Below are 16,421 nucleotides of genomic sequence, written 5' to 3'. Positions count from 1 at the left end.
ACAACACGGTATCAACGATATCCAAGATCCCGCGGCCCTCAGGAGAACCGCAACACCCCGCGCCCAACCCCTTCAAGGAGTGGGCCGCCAGGGCCAGATTGTCTTTTGTGTTCCCGACCCGTCGGCGCCTCGTTGGCGGCCACCGCGTCGGTGGAGGGGGTTATAGGCGCCTCCCCCACGAACACGCAAGCGCTTTTTTGACAGGGCGATGAAAATTCTGCGCAATCGTGAAAAATCAATGGGTTGGCAGGCCGCAGCCGGGCGAACCGATTACAGCAGGCCGAGAGACCGCAGTTCGGCGGCCAGATGGGCCGGCAATTCGTCGCCCTGCCCGCCCGCTTCGGACAGGTCCCTGGGCGCCGTTTCCGGATTGAGATAGCGCCATCCCTGAAACGGCCGGTGGGGGGTCGGCACGGTGGCGACGAGCTGTGGGTCCATTCCAAGAATGCAGCAGTTCTCCCCTTCCTCGTCCACGGTGGTGTCGATGGTGATCACCCGCTGGCGGGCGGCAACGGTACCGCGGACCACCCAATAGATCGAACCGCCGGCGAGGATTTCCTCCCCGCGCTTCGGCACGCGGCGCGTGAAGACGGGAATCGTCGTTCGCCCCTCGACGGTCCGCGCACGGCGCGCCTGCACGGCGGCCAGATGATCGAGGTCGTCGATCCCGACGGCCAGCTTGATGAGATGCAACGGCATGGGACGCTCAGAAGAAGAGAGATTGGCGGGACGGGTTCGCTGCCGCAGATGGGAATCCGCGACGGCGTTTCCAGCCATGCGCCCTGAGGAACGAACCGCGCGGATCAGGCCGGCACGTTGTTGAGGGAACGGCAGCGCTCCTCGAACGGCGGCGTGACGAAGTCCGGCTTCTTGAAGAGGCCGCGCATCCAGGCCGTCAGCGTGCAGAGGTCTTCCAACCGCACGGTTTCGTTCAGGGTGTTCTCGGGAAAGGTCAGCTCGAAGGTTTCGGCGATGTGGTCCAGAACCTGTTCGAGCTGTTCGGCGGTGAGGCCGATTCCGCCGTCCAGCACGGCGTTGCGGGTCAGGACCTTTTCATCCACGCCGTATTCGTCACGGATCAGCTTCACGATCCAGCGGAACAGATGCATCCAATTGGTGATCCCGAGGATCGGCTCCGACATACCCCGCCCCTTGTGTACCGCGACCTTGGCGCGAAGAATGACACGCATTCTTTGCAAATTCATTGCGTGAAAATGCCGCTTCCGTAAGACGGCGGCGGCGCTCATAGAATGCGGCCCATGCGCGCCGCTTACCTCAACCTCGCCCTGTCGATGACCCTGGTCGGCTTGTCCGTTCCAGCGTCCAAGGTGATCGTATCCCACATCCCGCCGCTTGTGGCCGCGGAAATGCGCTTCGCCCTGGTCGCGGTGCTTCTGGCACCCTTTGCCCTCAGGGGTCGAACAGCGGCGCTGCCGCGCAATGGCCGGGACTGGACGAGCCTCACCCTGCTCTCCCTGTTCGGCATGGTGCTGTTCAACCTGTTCCTTCTCTATGGGCTGCGCGAGACCAGCGCGGTGGCCGCCGGAATCATCACCAGCACCATCCCGGCCATGACCGCGCTGGGAGCGGCGCTGATCCTGCGCGAGCGGATCGGGGCCGGCAGTGCCGCGGCCATCGCCTTGGCGGTCGTTGGCATGGTGGCGCTGAATCTGCGCCCCGGAGGCGGCGGTGGACCCGACGATTCCGTCGTCGGCAACGCGCTGGTGCTGGGAGCGGTGGTGTCGGAGGGGCTGTACGGAGTCTTCGCCCGGCAGCTCGGCGGTCGGATTCCGCCTTTGGCGCTGACCTGCCTGGCGAATGTGCTGGCGGCCGCGATGATGGCGCCGGGTGCCCTGGCGACGCTGGGCGGCTTCGATCCGGCCGCGGTGCCCGGCTGGGTCTGGCTGCTGTTCGTGGCGTCCGGCCTGACCGGCGGGTTGCTGGCGGTGGTGCTGTGGATGCGCGGGATCGCCCATGTCCCGGCCAACCGGGCCGGGTTGTTCACCGGTCTGATTCCGGCGGCGGGCGTGCTGGCCGCCGTGCTGTTCCTCGGCGAGGCCTTCACGCTCGCCCACGCCGCCGGGCTGCTGTGCGTTCTGTTCGGAATCGCGATGGGGACAGGGGCGCTGCGCCTGCCCAAGCGCTTCACGCCGAGGTAGCGAGCAGCACGCCCATCCGAATCACAGGGATTCCTGGACCAAGGCGACGCCCTTGACCTGGGCGTAGACCGGCTGGCCCGGCGACAGCCCGAGGGCGTCCCAGCTCTTGCGGGTGACGCGGGCGAGCATCCGCGCGCCCCTGCCCTCCTCGCCCAGAGCCACGACGGCCATCATCTGCACCTCATCCTGCCGCTCCGCCGCGACGATGCGGGCCGGAAGCGCGTTCAGGATGGTGCTGCCCTCCGGCGGGTTGCGGGCGAGGCTGACGTCGGACGCCGCGATGCGGGCCCGCCGCGCCGTGCCCTGCGGCCCGAGGTCGCCCGGAACGAACAGATGGCCGCCGTCCAGCCGGAGCAGGGTCAGGCCGTAGGCGTCCTCCCGTCCCGCCACCACGGCGGGCAGGGTCACCCCGGCTTCGGGCATCCGGGCGATGGGCAGGGTGGGATCGGCCTGAAGCTCCTGCATCGGGCCGGCGGCGACGACGCGCCCCTGGCGCAGCAGCACCAGATGGTCGGCCAGCCGCTCGACCTCCGCGATATCGTGGCTGACATAGAGGACGGGGACGGACAGCACGCCGTGCAGCCGCTCCAGATAGGGAAGGATCTCCTCCTTGCTGAAGCGGTCGAGCGCCGCCAGCGGCTCGTCCATCAGCAGCAGGCGCGGTTGCGAGAGCAGCGCGCGGCCGACGCCGACCCGCTGGCGCTCGCCGCCGGAGAGATGCTCGGGCGAGCGGGCGAGCAGATGCCCCAGCCCCAGCAGGTCCACCACGTCGTCCAGGCGGATGTGCTCCGGCACGCCGCGCCCCACCGTCCGGCGATGGCCGAACAGCAGGTTGGTGCGCACCGACAGATGGGGGAACAGGCTGGCTTCCTGGAAGACGTAGCCGATGGACCGCTTGTGCGTCGGCCGGAAGGTCCGCCCCTCCTGCCAGACATCGCCGTCCAGGGCGAAGCGCCCGTTCAGCCGCTGCAGCCCGGCCGCGCAGCGCAGCACCGAGGTCTTGCCGCAGCCGGACGGGCCGAAAAGCGCGGTGATGCCGCGGCCGGGCGCCTCGAACGCCACGTCCAGGGCGAACTGGCCGAGCGTCCCATGGAAATGCACCGACAGGCTCATCGCCCGCCCCGCCCGATGCGCTTCTCCAGCATCATCATCGTCAGGATCACCGTGAAGGAGAAGACCAGCATGCCGCCGGCCAGCAGATGGGCCTCATCCCATTGCAGCGTCTCGACATAGTCGTAGATGGCCACCGAGAGCACCTTGGTCTGGCCGGGGATGTTGCCGCCGATCATCAGGACGACGCCGAACTCGCCCATGGTGTGGGCGAAGCCCAGCACGGCACCGGTCAGGAAGCCGCGACGGGCCAGCGGCACCGCCACGGTGAAGAAGGTGTCGAGCGGCGAGGCGCGCAGCGTCGCCGCCGCCTCCAGCGGGCGGTCGCCGAACGCCTCGAAGGCGTTGCGGATCGGCTGCACCACGAAGGGCATGGAGTAGAGCACCGACCCGATGACCAGCCCTTCGAAGGTGAAGGCCATGGAGCGGGCGCCCCACAGGGAGGCCAGCCACCCGCCGGGGCCGTTCGGCCCCAGCAGCATCAGCAGGTAGAAGCCGAGAACCGTCGGCGGCAGGACCAGAGGCAGCGCCACCACCGTGGCCACCGCCTCCTTCCACCAGGCCCCGGACCGCGCCAGCCACCAGGCCAGGGGGGTGCCGACAATCAGCAGGATGACCGTCGTCAGCGCCGCCAGCTCCAGCGTCAGGATGATCGGTTGCCAGCTCATCGGCGGGCGGCCCTTACCAGAGAGTCCGGCATGGTCAGTTCGGCGCCCGCGTGCCGTAGCCGTACTTGGAGATCACCGCGGCGGCCTCCGGCCCCTTGAGGAAGGCGAGGAAGGCCGTGGCGGCCTCGTTGCCGGCACCCTTCTTCAGCAGGACGGCGTCCTGGAAGATCGGGTCGTGCAGCGCCTCCGGAACCGGCCAGCGGGTGCCGTCCGGCTTGGCGATCACCTGGGACAGGGCCACGAAGGCCAGCTCGGCGGCGCCGGTCTCGGCGAACTGGAAGGCCTGGGCGATGCTGTTGCCCTGGACGATCTTCGGCTGGATCGCCTCGTAGACGCCCATCTTCTTCATCGTCTGCACGGCGGCGAGGCCATAGGGCGCGGTCGCCGGGTTGGCGATGGACAGTTTCTCGAAGGCGCCCTTGCGCAGCGTGTCCTCGCCCAGCGGCGCGTCGCTGGCCTTGGTCCACAGCACCAGACGGCCGACGGCGTAGGTGAAGCGGGAGTCCGGAACGGCCAAGCCCTCCTCCACCGCCTTCTTCGGCGTCTCGTCGTCGGCGGCGAGGAAGACGACGAAGGGCGCGTCCTGCTTGATCTGGGCGTAGAACTGACCGGTCGCGCCGAAGCTCAGGACGGCCTTGTGGCCGGTCTTCTGTTCGAAGGCGGTGGCGATCTCCTTCGCCGGGGCGGTGAAGTTCGCGGCGACCGCGACGTTGAATTCGTCGGCCCGGGCCGTCGCCGAGACGGACAGCAGCGCGACGGCGGCAAGCAGGAAACGCGTCATTCGAAAACTCCTTCCGATCTATCGTCAATCCACCGCAAGAATGATGTGCGATGCGTCGATCAGCGCGCAGGCCGGGTCGCCGGGCTTCAGGCCGATGTCGTCGGCGCTGCGCAGCGTGATGATGGCGGTCAGCGTCTTGCCGCCGCCGATGTCCAGGGTGATCTCACTGTTGACCGCGCCGTCTTCGCGGCGGGCCACCACGCCTTCCACGCGGTTGCGCATCGAGGTGCGCTTCGCCTCGTCCGCCGGGGCGAGGATCACGAAGGGCGCCTTGATCAGCGCCGTCGCCGCGCGCCCCGGGAAGAGGCCCAGGTCGCGCACGCTGTCGCGGGTGATGATCGCGACGATCGAGGTCTGGTCCGAGACGGCCAGGGTGACTTCGGCGTTCACCGCCCCGTCGGTGATGGCGGTGACGGTTCCACGAAGGGCGTTGCGGGCACTGGTGCGCATGAAGAATCCCCACATCAGGCTGGCCGCCGACAGGCCGGTGCCGTTGAGTTCCGGTTCCAGCACCTGGAAGGCGCGGACCATCTCGCTCTGCAGACGGTGGAAGGTGGCGACCAGCCGTACGCCGTCCGGGGTCAAGGCGGTTCCGCCGCCGCGCTTTCCGCCGGCCTGCGCCTCGACCAGCGGGCGGCCGAACAGGTTGTTCATGGCGTCGATGGCGTCCCAGGCCGCCTTGTAGGTGACGCCGACCGACCGCGCCGCGCCGGAGATGCTGCCCTCGCGCCCCACCGCCTCCAGCAGCCGGATGCGCTCGGCGCCGATCGGCGACGCGTGCGGCCCGGCGAACGACACCTGCGGTTGGACGGACATCAGCGGACACCCCGAAATCGCTATATATGCCGGCTATATAACCATGCACGGCGCAGGTGAACTAGCGCTTTCTGACGAATCCGTCGCTTTTTGAGGTTTTGGGAGGGAAACGGCGGTCACACCGATCCGAAAATCGGAACGCCGCGTCAAAAACATCCTGCTCATGATGCACGGCATCCGCTCATCATGCCGATTTTCTGTGCGGTTCCTGGTGTTCAGACCGGCGTTGTTGTTTGTCTTTTATCGAAAACGGCGTTTTCTTGAAACAAACGGACCCAAATGGACTTGAGAGGAACTTGGAGCCCCGCGACGATCCACGCCGCCCGCACCGCCCCTTTGGCAGGGGGCGGCCGGACATGGCGATTCTTGTATGTAGATACCCTATACAACGAGGCAGCGGGCGGCGCGCTGCCGCCCCGTCAATCCACCAGTTCCCAGTCGAGCGTGGACACGACGCGGACGATCTTGTCGATCTGCCGGCTTTCCATGATGCCGGGCGCCTCGTCGCGGGCGAGGATCTGGAACAGCCCCTGGTTGGCGCGGCGGATGCCGCCCAGAGTGGCGCCGCTGTCGGTCGCGAACTGGGTTGCCGCCTCGCGCGCCTTGGCCGTCGCCTCGGCGATCATCTCGGTCTTCACGTCGTTCAGCCGGGTGAACAGGTAATTGGGGCCGGAGCCCATGCCCGGCTCCCCGCCCAGGGTGACACCCTGGTCAAGCAGTTCCGCCAGATTCTGACTGGCGCGGTCGACCCGCTCCACGTCCGGGCTGCGGATCATCAAAGTGCGGGTGAGGATGTAGCGCTGGTCCGCCGGCCCTTGGCGGTAGGCCTGGGCGAGCAGGTCCACGAGATCGAGCGAGCGCGAGACGACGGCGTCGGCGCCCAGCCCGTAGCGTTCCAGAAAGGCCAGCACGGCCTTCTCGTCCGCCGCCGTCTTCGCCTGGACGGCGGACAGGTCGTCGCCGGTGGCGACGAAGCGCACCGGCCAGAGGGCAAGGTTGGCCTTGACCTCGCGCTCAGCGGAGCCCTTCACGGTGACGAAACGGTCGGCCAGCCGGACCTGGGCGACCTCGCGCCCCGCCGACCAGCCCGCCGCCGCGATCCCGATGGCGAGAAACGCCGCAGCCGCCAGCGCCGTCCGGTTTCCGATCATCCCACTCTCCCTCGTCGCTCTCCTCGGAGGATGAAGGAGGATTGTGGCGAAGCTCAGGCCGGACCGGCGCCCCCCAACTGGATCACGGCGCCGGACTCACACCGCGGTCAGCCAGACGCACAGCAGCGCGTAGGCGACGGGAAAAGCCACCAGACACCAGCGGTCCAGGAGCAGGGACTTCGCCGCGTTGCGCTCATAGATCATCAGCGACACCGCGCTCTGCATCAGGCTGAGGAAGATCATGCCCATGGAGGCGAGGTTGACCCGGTCCGACAGGGTGAAGCCGCTGCTGCGCGGCAGGTCGCTGGCGATGACGAAGTAGCAGGCGACCACGGCGAACAGCGCGCCGATGCCCAGTCCGAAGCGGGGATCGAGGTCCACCGGCTTCACCAGGAAAGCCAGAAAGGCCACCAGCGAGGAGATGAAGATGGTCGAGAAGGTCTTGATGTAATAGACCGAATCCGGCCGCTCCAAGGTGATCGCGTGGGTGTAGCGGGAATAGACCGACTCGTGGTTCTTCGGCAGGGTGATATCGCCGTAGTTGGTGCGGTAGCGGTGCGCCGAGATGGTGGCGCCGTTGTTGATCAGCGTGTAGCCGGAGACGTCGACGTCGGGATCGACGGTGCTGTTGTCGGTGTCCGGCACATAGACGACGTATTCCGCCGTCTGGTCGCTGTCCTCGATCACCAGACGGATGGTCTGGGTGTCCAGCGGAAAATGGCTCACGTCCCAGGGCTGGTTCAGAACGGCCTGGACACGCGCCTGCCCGTAGTTGGTGTCCTTCAGCTTGCGGATCGGGGTGGGCGTGCGGGATTCGATCCGCCCGTTCATCAGCTCGAACGTCTCCAGCGGGTTCAGGGAGTCGTCGTCCCAGCGGAACCAGACGTAGAAGTCCACATTGACCTGATTGTCGCGGAGGTTCACCCCGGTGATCTGGTTGACGTAGGTGCCGACCACCACCTTCGCCGGCCCAGAGGGCGTTTCCGCCCTCGACGCTCCGGGCAGGCCGGTCAGAAGGATGGCGAGGAACGCCAGCGCGTACCGAATCATGATGCCCTCTCCTTTCCCGCCGGGTGTCAGTGCGCGTGGCTCTTCTTGACCAGCACGTCCATGGTCGCCAGCAGCACGCCGGAGACGATGAAGGTGACGTGGATGGCGACCAGCCACATCAGGTCGCGGTCGGACACCTCCGACACGTTCATGAAGGTCTTCAGGATCTGGATGGAGGAGATCGCCACGATGCTGGCGATCAGCTTCACCTTCAGCGCGCTGAAATCCAGCTTGCCCATCCATTCCGGGCGGTCGGCGTGGCCGGCGACGTCGATCTTCGAGACGAAGTTCTCGTAACCGCTGAAGATCACCATCAGCACGAGGTTGCCGACCATCGTCAGGTCGACCAGCCCGAGCACGATCAGGATGATGTCGTTTTCCGTGCCGTGGATCAGAAGCGGCAGCGCGTGCACCAGTTCCAGCGCGAAGCGCCAGCCGATCATCAGCAGCGCGCCCACCAGACCGACATAGAGCGGCGCCAGGAGCCAGCGGCTCTGGAACATCACCTGCTCCAGGAAATGCTCGGCCCGGCGCGCCGGACTGCGGCGCCCCTGGCCGTTGCGGGACAGGAGAGGGGTGTCGCCGCTCAGGGCCGACGGGTTCGACTGGGTCATGACTTGCTCGCCAATGTGATGTCGCCACGGATTTGGCCGATTTTCCGGCCGTCGATCTGGTGCTGGTAGGTCATCTGCAACTGGTCGAAGGCCAGCGAGATGGTCTCGGTACCGTTGCTGCTGTCGTCGTCGTCGACCGACAGCACGTACTCCGTGATCTGCGTGTTCTTCAGGATGATGGTCAGGTACGGCTCGGCGAAGATGTCGCTTTCGCCAAAGAATTCGCCGCCCTGAAGCTGCGCGAAGGTGCGGAAGAAGTGGATGGTCGCGGTGACGTCCTTCTTCTGCGGATCGAAGGCCGCCTGCATCAGCTTGGGCGAGGCGAGGTCAAAGTGGCGCTCCAGCTTCAGGCTGTCGACGCCAAGCTTGTCCTGCTTCTGCGCCTTGCGGCTGCCGAAGTAGGAGTTGTCCTCGATCGGGTCGTCGTAGTTGAAGCCGCCGACCTCGCGCTTGCCCGAGGACAGGTCGAAACTGACGCAATCGGCCAGATTCTTGTAATTGCGGATCAGCGACTCGCCCTTGATGCCGGGATAGTCGAGCAGGATGCGGGGCATGGCTCAGCGCTCCTCAAGCCGCAGAAGGCCGAAGATCCGCCCGACCTCGCCGCGGTCGCCCAGCAGCTCGGCGTAAAGCTCCGGCAGGGACAGGTTCCCCCAGGCCGCGGCGCGGCGGACGAGGTAGGAGGTCGGGCTGTGCGGCTCCTCCCGCGCCAGGAAATCGGCGATCTGGTGCAGCATCGCGTAGGCCTCCTGCCGGGTCCGCGGCCCACCGGGGCGGGCGAAGGCGGCGGGGATGATCTCGGCGGACGCGTCGATGGTGGCCCCCTCGTCGCCCTCGGCCTCCTCCGGCGCGGCGGAGGCGCCGTCCGGATCGATGCCGCGCTTGGCGAGCGCCTCGCGGTGGAACTGGATCAGGCTTTCCAGAGTCTTCAGAAGCTGGCTGAAGCCGGGGGCGGCGCGCCCGGCCACGGCGTCCAACTCCGCCGCCAGGGTGCGCACCGCCGTCACCGTGTCGCGCAGATGACCGTGCTGGGTCTGGTAGAAGTCCGGCGGCGTGCGGTCCTGCGCGGCGAGGATCTGCTCGACCGTCACCTCACCATCGTCGACCGCCGCGTGGAAGGCGCGCGGATCGCGGGTGGCGAGCTTGCGCAGGCGCTGGGCGTTCTGCCAGTCCTGGAAACGGTGAGTCTCGTCGGTGTGCGGTCCCGGCTGGGTGATCGCGGTCGCCATCAGGTCGCGCGACAACTGGCTGTCCAGCCAGACCAGCGGCGCCAGCCGCGGCTCCGGGTCGCCGTCGTCCAGCCGCGGGTAGAGGCCGTCCCAGAAGTCCTCGACCAGCCCGTGGACCAGCAGAACCCCCGGCGCCAGCCCCGCCGGGCCGTGCAGGTGGCCCAGCGCCTGGACCAGCCACGCCGCGACCTGGAGGTCCTTGGTGCGGGTCTTCAGAAGGTCAGAGGACTGCTGGACGACGCCCTTCCAGTCGGCCTTCTTGACGGTGGTCTGCCAGATGCCCTGGTCCAGATCGTCGTCCATCCGGCGCGCCTCGGTCAGCGCGTCGAATTCCGGGCCGTGGCGCAGGTCGTCGCCCGCCGGATCGTCGCCGGGGATGGGCTGGAGCAGGGCGCCGATGTCGATCAGCGGGTGGGATGCGGTCATTTGGCTGCTCACGGGAAGCGTTGGGCCGCGGGGCGGAGCATCGGGGACTGGGACGGCGGGGTGCCCAGGTCGAAGAAGGCGCGGTCCGCCGGGGCCACCGCGCCCGACGGCGCCGGCCAGCCGGCCAGGCCCGGCATCCGCCGCATGCTGCCGACCGGGGCCAGCGGCGGCGCCTGCGCGGGCAGCGCCGGCACGGCCACCTTCTCCTCGCGCGGCGGCTTGCCGTCGGCCAGGACGGTGCGCTTGACCACCAGCGTCATGAAGACCCGCACGTTGGGCTTCACCACGGGTTGCGGCACCGCCTGCACGGCCGGAGCGATCGGCAGCGGGGCAGCGGCGGCGGCCTCCTTGACCGGGCCGCTGGCGGTGGCCTCGAACAGCAGCAGCGGCTCGGTGTCCGGGCCGGGGCGGCGGTCGCGTTGCGGCGCGGCCTGCCGGCCGGCCAGGGCGAACAGCGCCCAGGGACCGTCATAGTCGAAGCGCAGCGAGGGTCCGTCCACCGTCACCCCCGCGCCGACGCCGGACACCGGCAGCACCGTGCCGTCCTTGGCCCAGCGCAGCGTCAGGCTCAGCTTGTCGCCCGGATACCAGCGCAGCGGCGTCCGCGGCAGCATGCTGGACAGGGAGCCGTTCGGCGTGGCGAGCTTCCATTCGATGATGTCGCTGCCCCCGGCCTCGCGACCGCGGTTGACGCGGAAGGCGGGGTCGAGCGCCAGACCGCCGCTCTGGTCCGGGGTCACCGCGGCGATCAGCAGCGGGCGCGCCCGGTCCATCGTCTCCACGAAGCGCAGCGCCTCGCGTCCGGCGGTGCCGAAGCGTTCGCCGCGGCGCAGCCCCTCCAGCACGAAGGCTGAGCGCGCGTCGAACCGCTCGTAGAAGGCGCGCACCGCCGCCGGGTCGGCGTCCTCGCCCGGCACGGCGCCACCGGAGATTCCTGAAACGGCGAAGGGGAAGCGACCGGCCAGCATCTCGTTGAAGGACGCGGCCATGTCGACGTAGGCGTCGTAGACGCGGGCGTCGGCGGCCAGCACGCAGCGCGTGGCGATCCACTGCTTCAACTCGGCCAGACGGCTGCGGAAGAAGTCGTCCGGCACCCCGTCGATGGCGCCGAGATTCTGGCACCCGGCGGCGTCCACCGCGGCGCTTTCCACCGTCACGAACTTTTCGAGCTGCGCCAGGGAGCTGTTCGGGCGACCGCCGTCGTATTTGTCCAGTTCGGTGATGATGCGCGCCCATTTGGACGCGGCGCCCGAACCGGTCCCGGCGCCCATCACCGGGCGCTCCAGGATCTCCACCACCGGTGCGGCGATGTCGCGGGCGAGCACCGTCACCTCCTGCCGGGCGTTGCCGAGATAGAGCGCCAGCCCGGCCGGCGTGGTTTGTCCGAACAGCAGGTGCGGCACCAGCGGACCATCCACCCAGACGTCCAGCGCGTGGGCGTCGGGCCGGTAGAGCTGGTCGCCCTCCAACAGCCGGTCGGCCTGGGCCAGAACGGCGTTGGCCTGCCGGGCCACCGTGTCGCGGATGGTGTCGGCGGAGGTGGTCAGGCCGATCTGGCGGAAGGACTGCATCGTCTCGGCCAGCACCGGGAAGGCGGTGCGCAGCGCGTGGGCCGAGGCGCGGAGCTGCGCCAGCCCGCCCGTCCGGTCCACCCCGCCGCCCGCCGGGCTGCCGGCGAGCGCACGGGCGAGGATGCGCTCCACCCCCTGGCGGAGCTGGTGCTGCGCCGCCGCCCGCATGGAGGTGCGCAGCATGGCCGGCGCCTGCGGCAGGTCCTTGGCGTCGAACAGCAGATAGTCCTCGACCAGCGGCGGGATGCTGTCCAGAGCGGCGCGGTCCCAGCCGGCGCCCACGGCGGGCATCGCCAGCGCGCCGGTGTCGTCCGTCTTCATGAAGCGGCGGGCCATCCACACCGACAGGGTGCGGCGAAGCTGCTCCGCCGCCGGAGCCAAGCGGGCGCCTCCGCTGGGGGCCTGCTCCAGCAGGTGCCCGATCACGGAGTCCAGGCTGCGGGCGCCGACGCCCGCCTCGTCGTAGCGGCGCTGCGCCAGATCCAGGATGTCGGCGCGCAGGGTGGGGCCGAGCAGGTCGGACTTCTCCAGCCGGCCCAGCAGCGCCTCGAACTCCGGCGGCAGGACGGGGCCGTTGGCGCCGATCCAGGCGCCGCGCTCCGCTCCCAAACCGCGGGCCGCGTCCTCCAGGCTCGACAGCACCTCGGCGTAGGCCGCCGCCGCGTCGGCGCCGGAGCGCGCCCCGCCGGCCAGCAGCTCCAGCTCGTTGGCGGCGACCGACAGCCTTGCGGCGGCGAGGCCGCCCATGGCGAGGTCGCGCAGGTAGGCGTCGGCGTATTGCCGGAAACGGCGGCTGACTTCGGCCCGGTGGGCGGTCAGGTCGATCGGGCGTTGCGCGCCCGGTCCCGGCGCCGGGATGGCGGTGCCGCCCGGCGGCTGGTCGATCTCCCAGCCGTGCAGCCGCGCCGAGAAGCCGCGCGCCACGCCGGAGCCGAGCGCGAAGTCCAGCACCTCGTCCAGCGGCAGGGTCGGGTCGCGGGCGTCCACGTTGTTGTAGGCGCGGGCCAGCCCCTCGGCGATGCCGATCTCGCCCGCGAAGGCGCGCAGCCGCTCGAAGGCGCCCGCCCCCGCCGGCCCGACCCCGCCATCGCGGGTCAGGCGGCGCAAGCGGTCCTCGGCGACGTCGCGCACGGTTGACAGGGCCAGCCGGCGGTAGCCGACGGCCAGCGCGCCCGACACCGAATCCGGGACGCCGCTGATCCAGGCGGCCGGCAGCGGGTTGAAGGTCCAGTCGGTGGGCAGCATGGTCACGCCCTGGACGAAGCGGGCGGCCGGATCGCCGTAGGCGGCGGTCATCGGCGCCCCGGCCTCGACCGCCGGGCGCTGGTCGGCGAGCTGCTGGAGCCCGCCCGGAATGTCGGCCAGGACCGGCACCAGCCGGTCCGACAGGGTGGAGGCGCGCTGCACCCCCACCCACAGCAGCAGGACGGCGGCCACGGCGGCGACCCCCGTCCCCACCGGCCAGGAGTAGCGGCGCCACGCGCGGGACGCGGCCAGCGCTCGGGTCGGCTTGGGCAGGCCGGCCTCGGGGAATATCTTGCGGTTCAGCAGGTCGCGCCCGAACAGCGCCGCCGCGTCCGGATCGGGGCGGCCCGTGAAGTAGAGGCCGCGGACGTAGAGCGTCTCCTGATAGGCGGTGCGCTTGAAGGCCGTGCCGAGCAGGGCGCGCAGCGCCGCCTCCGTCCCGGTCAGCCGCTCCGTCAGGGCGAACAGCGGGGCGCCGTCCGGCGTGGCCGTCGCGCCGAACACCTCCAGCTCCACCGCCAGCAGCCCGTCGGCCAGCGATTGCAGCGCCTCGCTCACGAAGTCGGGGGAAAAGGCGGTCTCCAGCGCGTAGGGGCTCGACCAGCCGAGCATCCCGCCGGTCAGGGACGGGGGCAGAGCCTCGGCCAGCGCCGCGAAACCGGGCGCCTCCTCGCACCCCGTCACCACCACATAGACCGGCAGGGCGAAGCCCAGCGTGCGCTGGATCTCCCACAGCCGGGCGTACAGCTCCGTCCCGCGCGCGGTGGCGCGGCGCACGTCGTCCAGCTCGGCCAGCGGAACGGTGAGGATCAGCCCGTCGGCGGGCAGCATCGGGCGGCGGCGGCCCAGCAGGTCGAGCACGCCGGCCCAGGCGGCGCGGGGATCGTCGACGTCGATGACCACCGCCCGGTCGTAGAAGCGCCAGGAGAAGCCGGCGTGCCGCTCGGCGGTCACCGGGGGACGCACCTCGTCCGCACAGGACAGCAGGCCGGCGTCGTCCGACGCGGCGATGCCGGTGCGCAGGTACCAGGGCACCAGATAGACGTTGCGCGACAGCGTCTCGCGGTAGGCCGCCAGACCATCGCGGAACAGGCGACGGATGTCGCGGATGGTGACGTCCGGCGCCGTCGCCGCGAGCGCCGGGACCGCCCCGCCTTCCTCCACCGCCGCGTCGGGCGGCGGCAAGACCGCCGGTTCCGCCGGGGCGGGCGGCGCCGCGCTGCGGGCGCGCAGCAGGATCGCCGCCATCACCGCGATGATCAGCAGGACGAGGACGAGAAGCCCCGCGAAGACCCAGATCTGGTTGCCGGCGATACCGGACAGGACCGCTGCCAGGAGTTCCATGACCGTCCTCTCCCGTCAGCGGGTCACGCGGACCGATGCCTGAAGCACCGCATCCGCCGCGTTGGAAAGCTGCGCGGTGGACATCCACCAAAGCGCTTGGCCCAGCACCAGCCACAGCCCGGCGATGGCGCCCAGCACCAGCGGCCAGCGCGGCCCGCGCGCCAGCGTGCGCGCCTTGCCGTCGGTCAGCGTGTAGGCGTAGGCGGCGGGGATCAGCGTCCGCCCGGTGGGCAGCACACCAGCGCCCATCTCGGACTCGCGGCCGGCGATGAACTCGAACAGGCGGGCGCTGTAGTCGCGCAGGGTGGACTCGCCGCCCGGCACCCGGCAGCGCCCCTTGAAGCCCATGCCGAGCACGCAGAGATAGACCGCCGCCAGCTGAACCAGCCGCCGGTCGTTGCTGGCGAGCAGCGCCTCCATGCGGTCGAACACCCGCTCGCCGGCCAGCCGGGTGCGGAACACCGCCTGCTCCAGCAGCACACTGCGCCACAGCTCCCGCCCGTTCCATTCCACGTCGTGGATGAACAGGTCGTCGGCCAGCGCCGCCATGGCGTATTGCGCCTCGCGGTGCTGGCTGATCATCAGGTCGGTGCCGGTGCGCCCGACCTGGACCGCCTGCGCCTCCAGAAAGTCCTGAAGGCGGCGGATGATGATCTCCGCGTCGGGCTCCAGCGCCAGGGCCGGCACCGCCGCGGCGGCACCGCGCGGCGCCGGGATCGCCAGGGCGTCCTCGGTCAGGAAGGCCGGCAGGCTGTCCGCCGTCTCCCCAGCGGCGCCCTCGGGCTTCGCGGCGGCGGCGGGACGACCCGCCCCGACCGCGGCGCGGTGCCTCTGGAGTTCCCGCGCGAAGGCGAGGAAGTGATCGACCAGATCCCGGCGGTGCAGCATGGCGGTCATTCCCAGCCTCAGGCGCTGACGAAGAGGGTGATCTCGACGGGGCGGAAGCGGCTGCCCAGCGAGTCCGGATTCCAGATCTCCAGCCGCTCGCCGGGGACGATGTAGCGGGGATCGACCTTGATCTCGAACGGCACCACGCCGCGCGGGGCGGCCACGCCGCCCTCGCCGCTGTCGTCCAGCGCGACGCGCTCGGCCCCCTTCACACGCAGGCCGGACAGCGTCTCCAGCCGCGAGCGCGAGGCGACGATGCAGTTCTCCATCCAGGCGGCGACCTCGCTGACCGGGGCGGAAGCCGGGCCGCGCACGCCGACGACCAAGCGGCCCTTCAGCCAGGCCTCGTCCATCGGCAACCCGAACATGCCGTCCTCGAAGGTGAAGGGGATGCGGGCGACGCCCTCCTTCACCCGGTCGATCATGCGCAGGATGAAGTCGCGCACCTCGCCGAAGCTCGCCATCGGGTCGTCGTGGTCGTAGCGCGACAGCTTGGCCGGCACGGCGCCGCTGGCAAAGGCCGACAGGTGGCCGGCCAGCGTGCAGAGCGACATGTAGACGTCGAACGGGTGGCAGACGCCGACGCCGAGCTGCGCCTCCAGCGGCGGCAGGCCGGTGACGAGGCTGCGGATCTCCGTCCGCGCCGCCTCGGCCAGCTCGGTCGCCGGGTTGCCGTTGCCGACGCCGGAGCGTTCGGCCAGGAACAGCGCCTTCTCGCGCACGCGCCGCACCACCTCCGCCCCCAGCCGGCCGAGCGGCGCGTTGGCGGCGACGGTCAGCGCTGGCGGCACGAAGTCGGTCAGCACGAAGGCGTCGTTGCGGAAGGTCGCCTGCGCGACCGGCATCGAGACGAACTTCTGCGGCGGCTTCTGGGTCGGGCCGGTGGTGGCGAACAGGGCCAGCCGCGGGCGCAGCCGGGCAATGGACAGCTCCTCCCCGCCATGCTGGTCGGCGACCGGCGCGCCCTCGACCGAGACGTAGCGCGGCGTCTCGCCCGGCCCCGGCGCGCGGTCGCCGCGGGCGGCGGGAACGATCAGGTGGATGGTGATCTGCGTCTGCCCCACCGGGTCCGCGTAGGCGGAAATGTCCACCTCCAGCGGCTCGTCGGTTCCGGCGCGGTAGTCCACGACGAGGCCGTCGGGCAGGATCGCCTCCAGCTCCCGCACCTGGACCAGCCCGGAGACGAGCTGCACGCGGTCGACCTGGAGATGGACGACGCCCCAATGGAAGGGCCGCGCCTGCCGGACATGGTAGGTCAGCTGCCGCTCGTGCCGCAGCGCCTGCTGCTGGAAATGCTGCGGGGCCAGCAGCATCCCGTCGTGCCAGTCGATGGCGTCGGGAATGTCGCGCGCCTCGGTCATTCGGCCCT

Annotated in this window: 15 protein-coding genes; 1 reads left to right on the top strand and 14 read right to left on the bottom strand. The window is 70.1% G+C overall.

The window, feature by feature from the left end; all coding sequences use genetic code 11:
• Positions 1 to 270: 270 nt before the first annotated feature.
• On the bottom strand, positions 271 to 699 hold the full coding sequence (locus FBZ83_RS26965) for a DUF1489 family protein (protein ID WP_145689872.1): 429 nt from the start codon (positions 697 to 699) through the stop codon (positions 271 to 273).
• 104 nt (positions 700 to 803) lie between these two features.
• Positions 804 to 1,247, bottom strand: coding sequence for an acyl carrier protein (locus FBZ83_RS26960; protein WP_236778236.1), 444 nt, complete (start codon positions 1,245 to 1,247; stop codon positions 804 to 806).
• A gap of 12 nt (positions 1,248 to 1,259) precedes the next feature.
• Here FBZ83_RS26960 and FBZ83_RS26955 point away from each other — a divergent pair, with 12 nt between their 5' ends.
• On the top strand, positions 1,260 to 2,159 hold the full coding sequence (locus FBZ83_RS26955) for a DMT family transporter (protein ID WP_145689871.1): 900 nt from the start codon (positions 1,260 to 1,262) through the stop codon (positions 2,157 to 2,159).
• Positions 2,160 to 2,180: 21 nt separating this feature from the next.
• Here FBZ83_RS26955 and modC read toward each other — a convergent pair whose 3' ends face one another.
• The 12 genes from modC to tssK all read right to left on the bottom strand — a co-directional run bounded on the left by modC (position 2,181) and on the right by tssK (position 16,413).
• Positions 2,181 to 3,272, bottom strand: coding sequence for a molybdenum ABC transporter ATP-binding protein (modC, locus tag FBZ83_RS26950; RefSeq protein ID WP_145689870.1), 1,092 nt, complete (start codon positions 3,270 to 3,272; stop codon positions 2,181 to 2,183).
• Entirely contained in the window at positions 3,269 to 3,937 is a 669-nt protein-coding gene (gene modB / locus FBZ83_RS26945; RefSeq protein WP_014198586.1) for a molybdate ABC transporter permease subunit, read from the bottom strand. The genes modC and modB overlap by 4 nt, the downstream gene beginning before the upstream one ends.
• Before the next feature lie 34 nt (positions 3,938 to 3,971).
• Positions 3,972 to 4,718: a molybdate ABC transporter substrate-binding protein gene (gene modA / locus FBZ83_RS26940; protein WP_103041487.1), complete on the bottom strand. Its 747-nt coding sequence runs from the start codon at positions 4,716 to 4,718 to the stop codon at positions 3,972 to 3,974.
• Positions 4,719 to 4,742: 24 nt separating this feature from the next.
• Positions 4,743 to 5,534, bottom strand: a complete 792-nt coding sequence (locus FBZ83_RS26935; RefSeq protein ID WP_014198584.1) for a TOBE domain-containing protein — start codon at positions 5,532 to 5,534, stop codon at positions 4,743 to 4,745.
• Positions 5,535 to 5,953: 419 nt separating this feature from the next.
• Complete coding sequence (locus tag FBZ83_RS26930) at positions 5,954 to 6,685, bottom strand: SIMPL domain-containing protein (RefSeq protein ID WP_145689869.1); 732 nt, start codon at positions 6,683 to 6,685, stop codon at positions 5,954 to 5,956.
• Between the two features lie 96 nt (positions 6,686 to 6,781).
• Positions 6,782 to 7,735 carry a hypothetical protein gene (locus FBZ83_RS26925; RefSeq protein ID WP_145689868.1) on the bottom strand — a complete coding sequence of 318 codons (954 nt, stop codon included), beginning with the start codon at positions 7,733 to 7,735 and terminating at the stop codon, positions 6,782 to 6,784.
• Between the two features lie 26 nt (positions 7,736 to 7,761).
• Positions 7,762 to 8,349, bottom strand: a complete 588-nt coding sequence (locus tag FBZ83_RS26920) for a TIGR00645 family protein (RefSeq protein ID WP_145689867.1) — start codon at positions 8,347 to 8,349, stop codon at positions 7,762 to 7,764.
• The gene (locus tag FBZ83_RS26915) at positions 8,346 to 8,903 is read right to left on the bottom strand and encodes an Hcp family type VI secretion system effector (protein ID WP_137104922.1); all 558 of its coding nucleotides are present in this window, start codon (positions 8,901 to 8,903) and stop codon (positions 8,346 to 8,348) included. Before FBZ83_RS26915 ends, FBZ83_RS26920 begins: the two co-directional genes overlap by 4 nt.
• Positions 8,904 to 8,906: 3 nt before the next feature.
• Complete coding sequence (gene tssA, locus FBZ83_RS26910) at positions 8,907 to 10,004, bottom strand: type VI secretion system protein TssA (RefSeq protein ID WP_247888495.1); 1,098 nt, start codon at positions 10,002 to 10,004, stop codon at positions 8,907 to 8,909.
• A gap of 8 nt (positions 10,005 to 10,012) precedes the next feature.
• Complete coding sequence (locus FBZ83_RS26905; RefSeq protein ID WP_145689865.1) at positions 10,013 to 14,164, bottom strand: type VI secretion system protein; 4,152 nt, start codon at positions 14,162 to 14,164, stop codon at positions 10,013 to 10,015.
• A gap of 15 nt (positions 14,165 to 14,179) precedes the next feature.
• Positions 14,180 to 15,061, bottom strand: a complete 882-nt coding sequence (locus tag FBZ83_RS26900) for a DotU family type IV/VI secretion system protein (RefSeq protein WP_145689864.1) — start codon at positions 15,059 to 15,061, stop codon at positions 14,180 to 14,182.
• 8 nt (positions 15,062 to 15,069) lie between these two features.
• Positions 15,070 to 16,413, bottom strand: a complete 1,344-nt coding sequence (tssK, locus tag FBZ83_RS26895) for a type VI secretion system baseplate subunit TssK (RefSeq protein ID WP_145689863.1) — start codon at positions 16,411 to 16,413, stop codon at positions 15,070 to 15,072.
• Positions 16,414 to 16,421 lie beyond the last annotated feature (8 nt).

This window comes from Azospirillum brasilense (assembly GCF_007827815.1).
Lineage (GTDB): Bacteria > Pseudomonadota > Alphaproteobacteria > Azospirillales > Azospirillaceae > Azospirillum > Azospirillum brasilense_C.
This window is presented reverse-complemented; position numbering and strand designations above follow the sequence as displayed.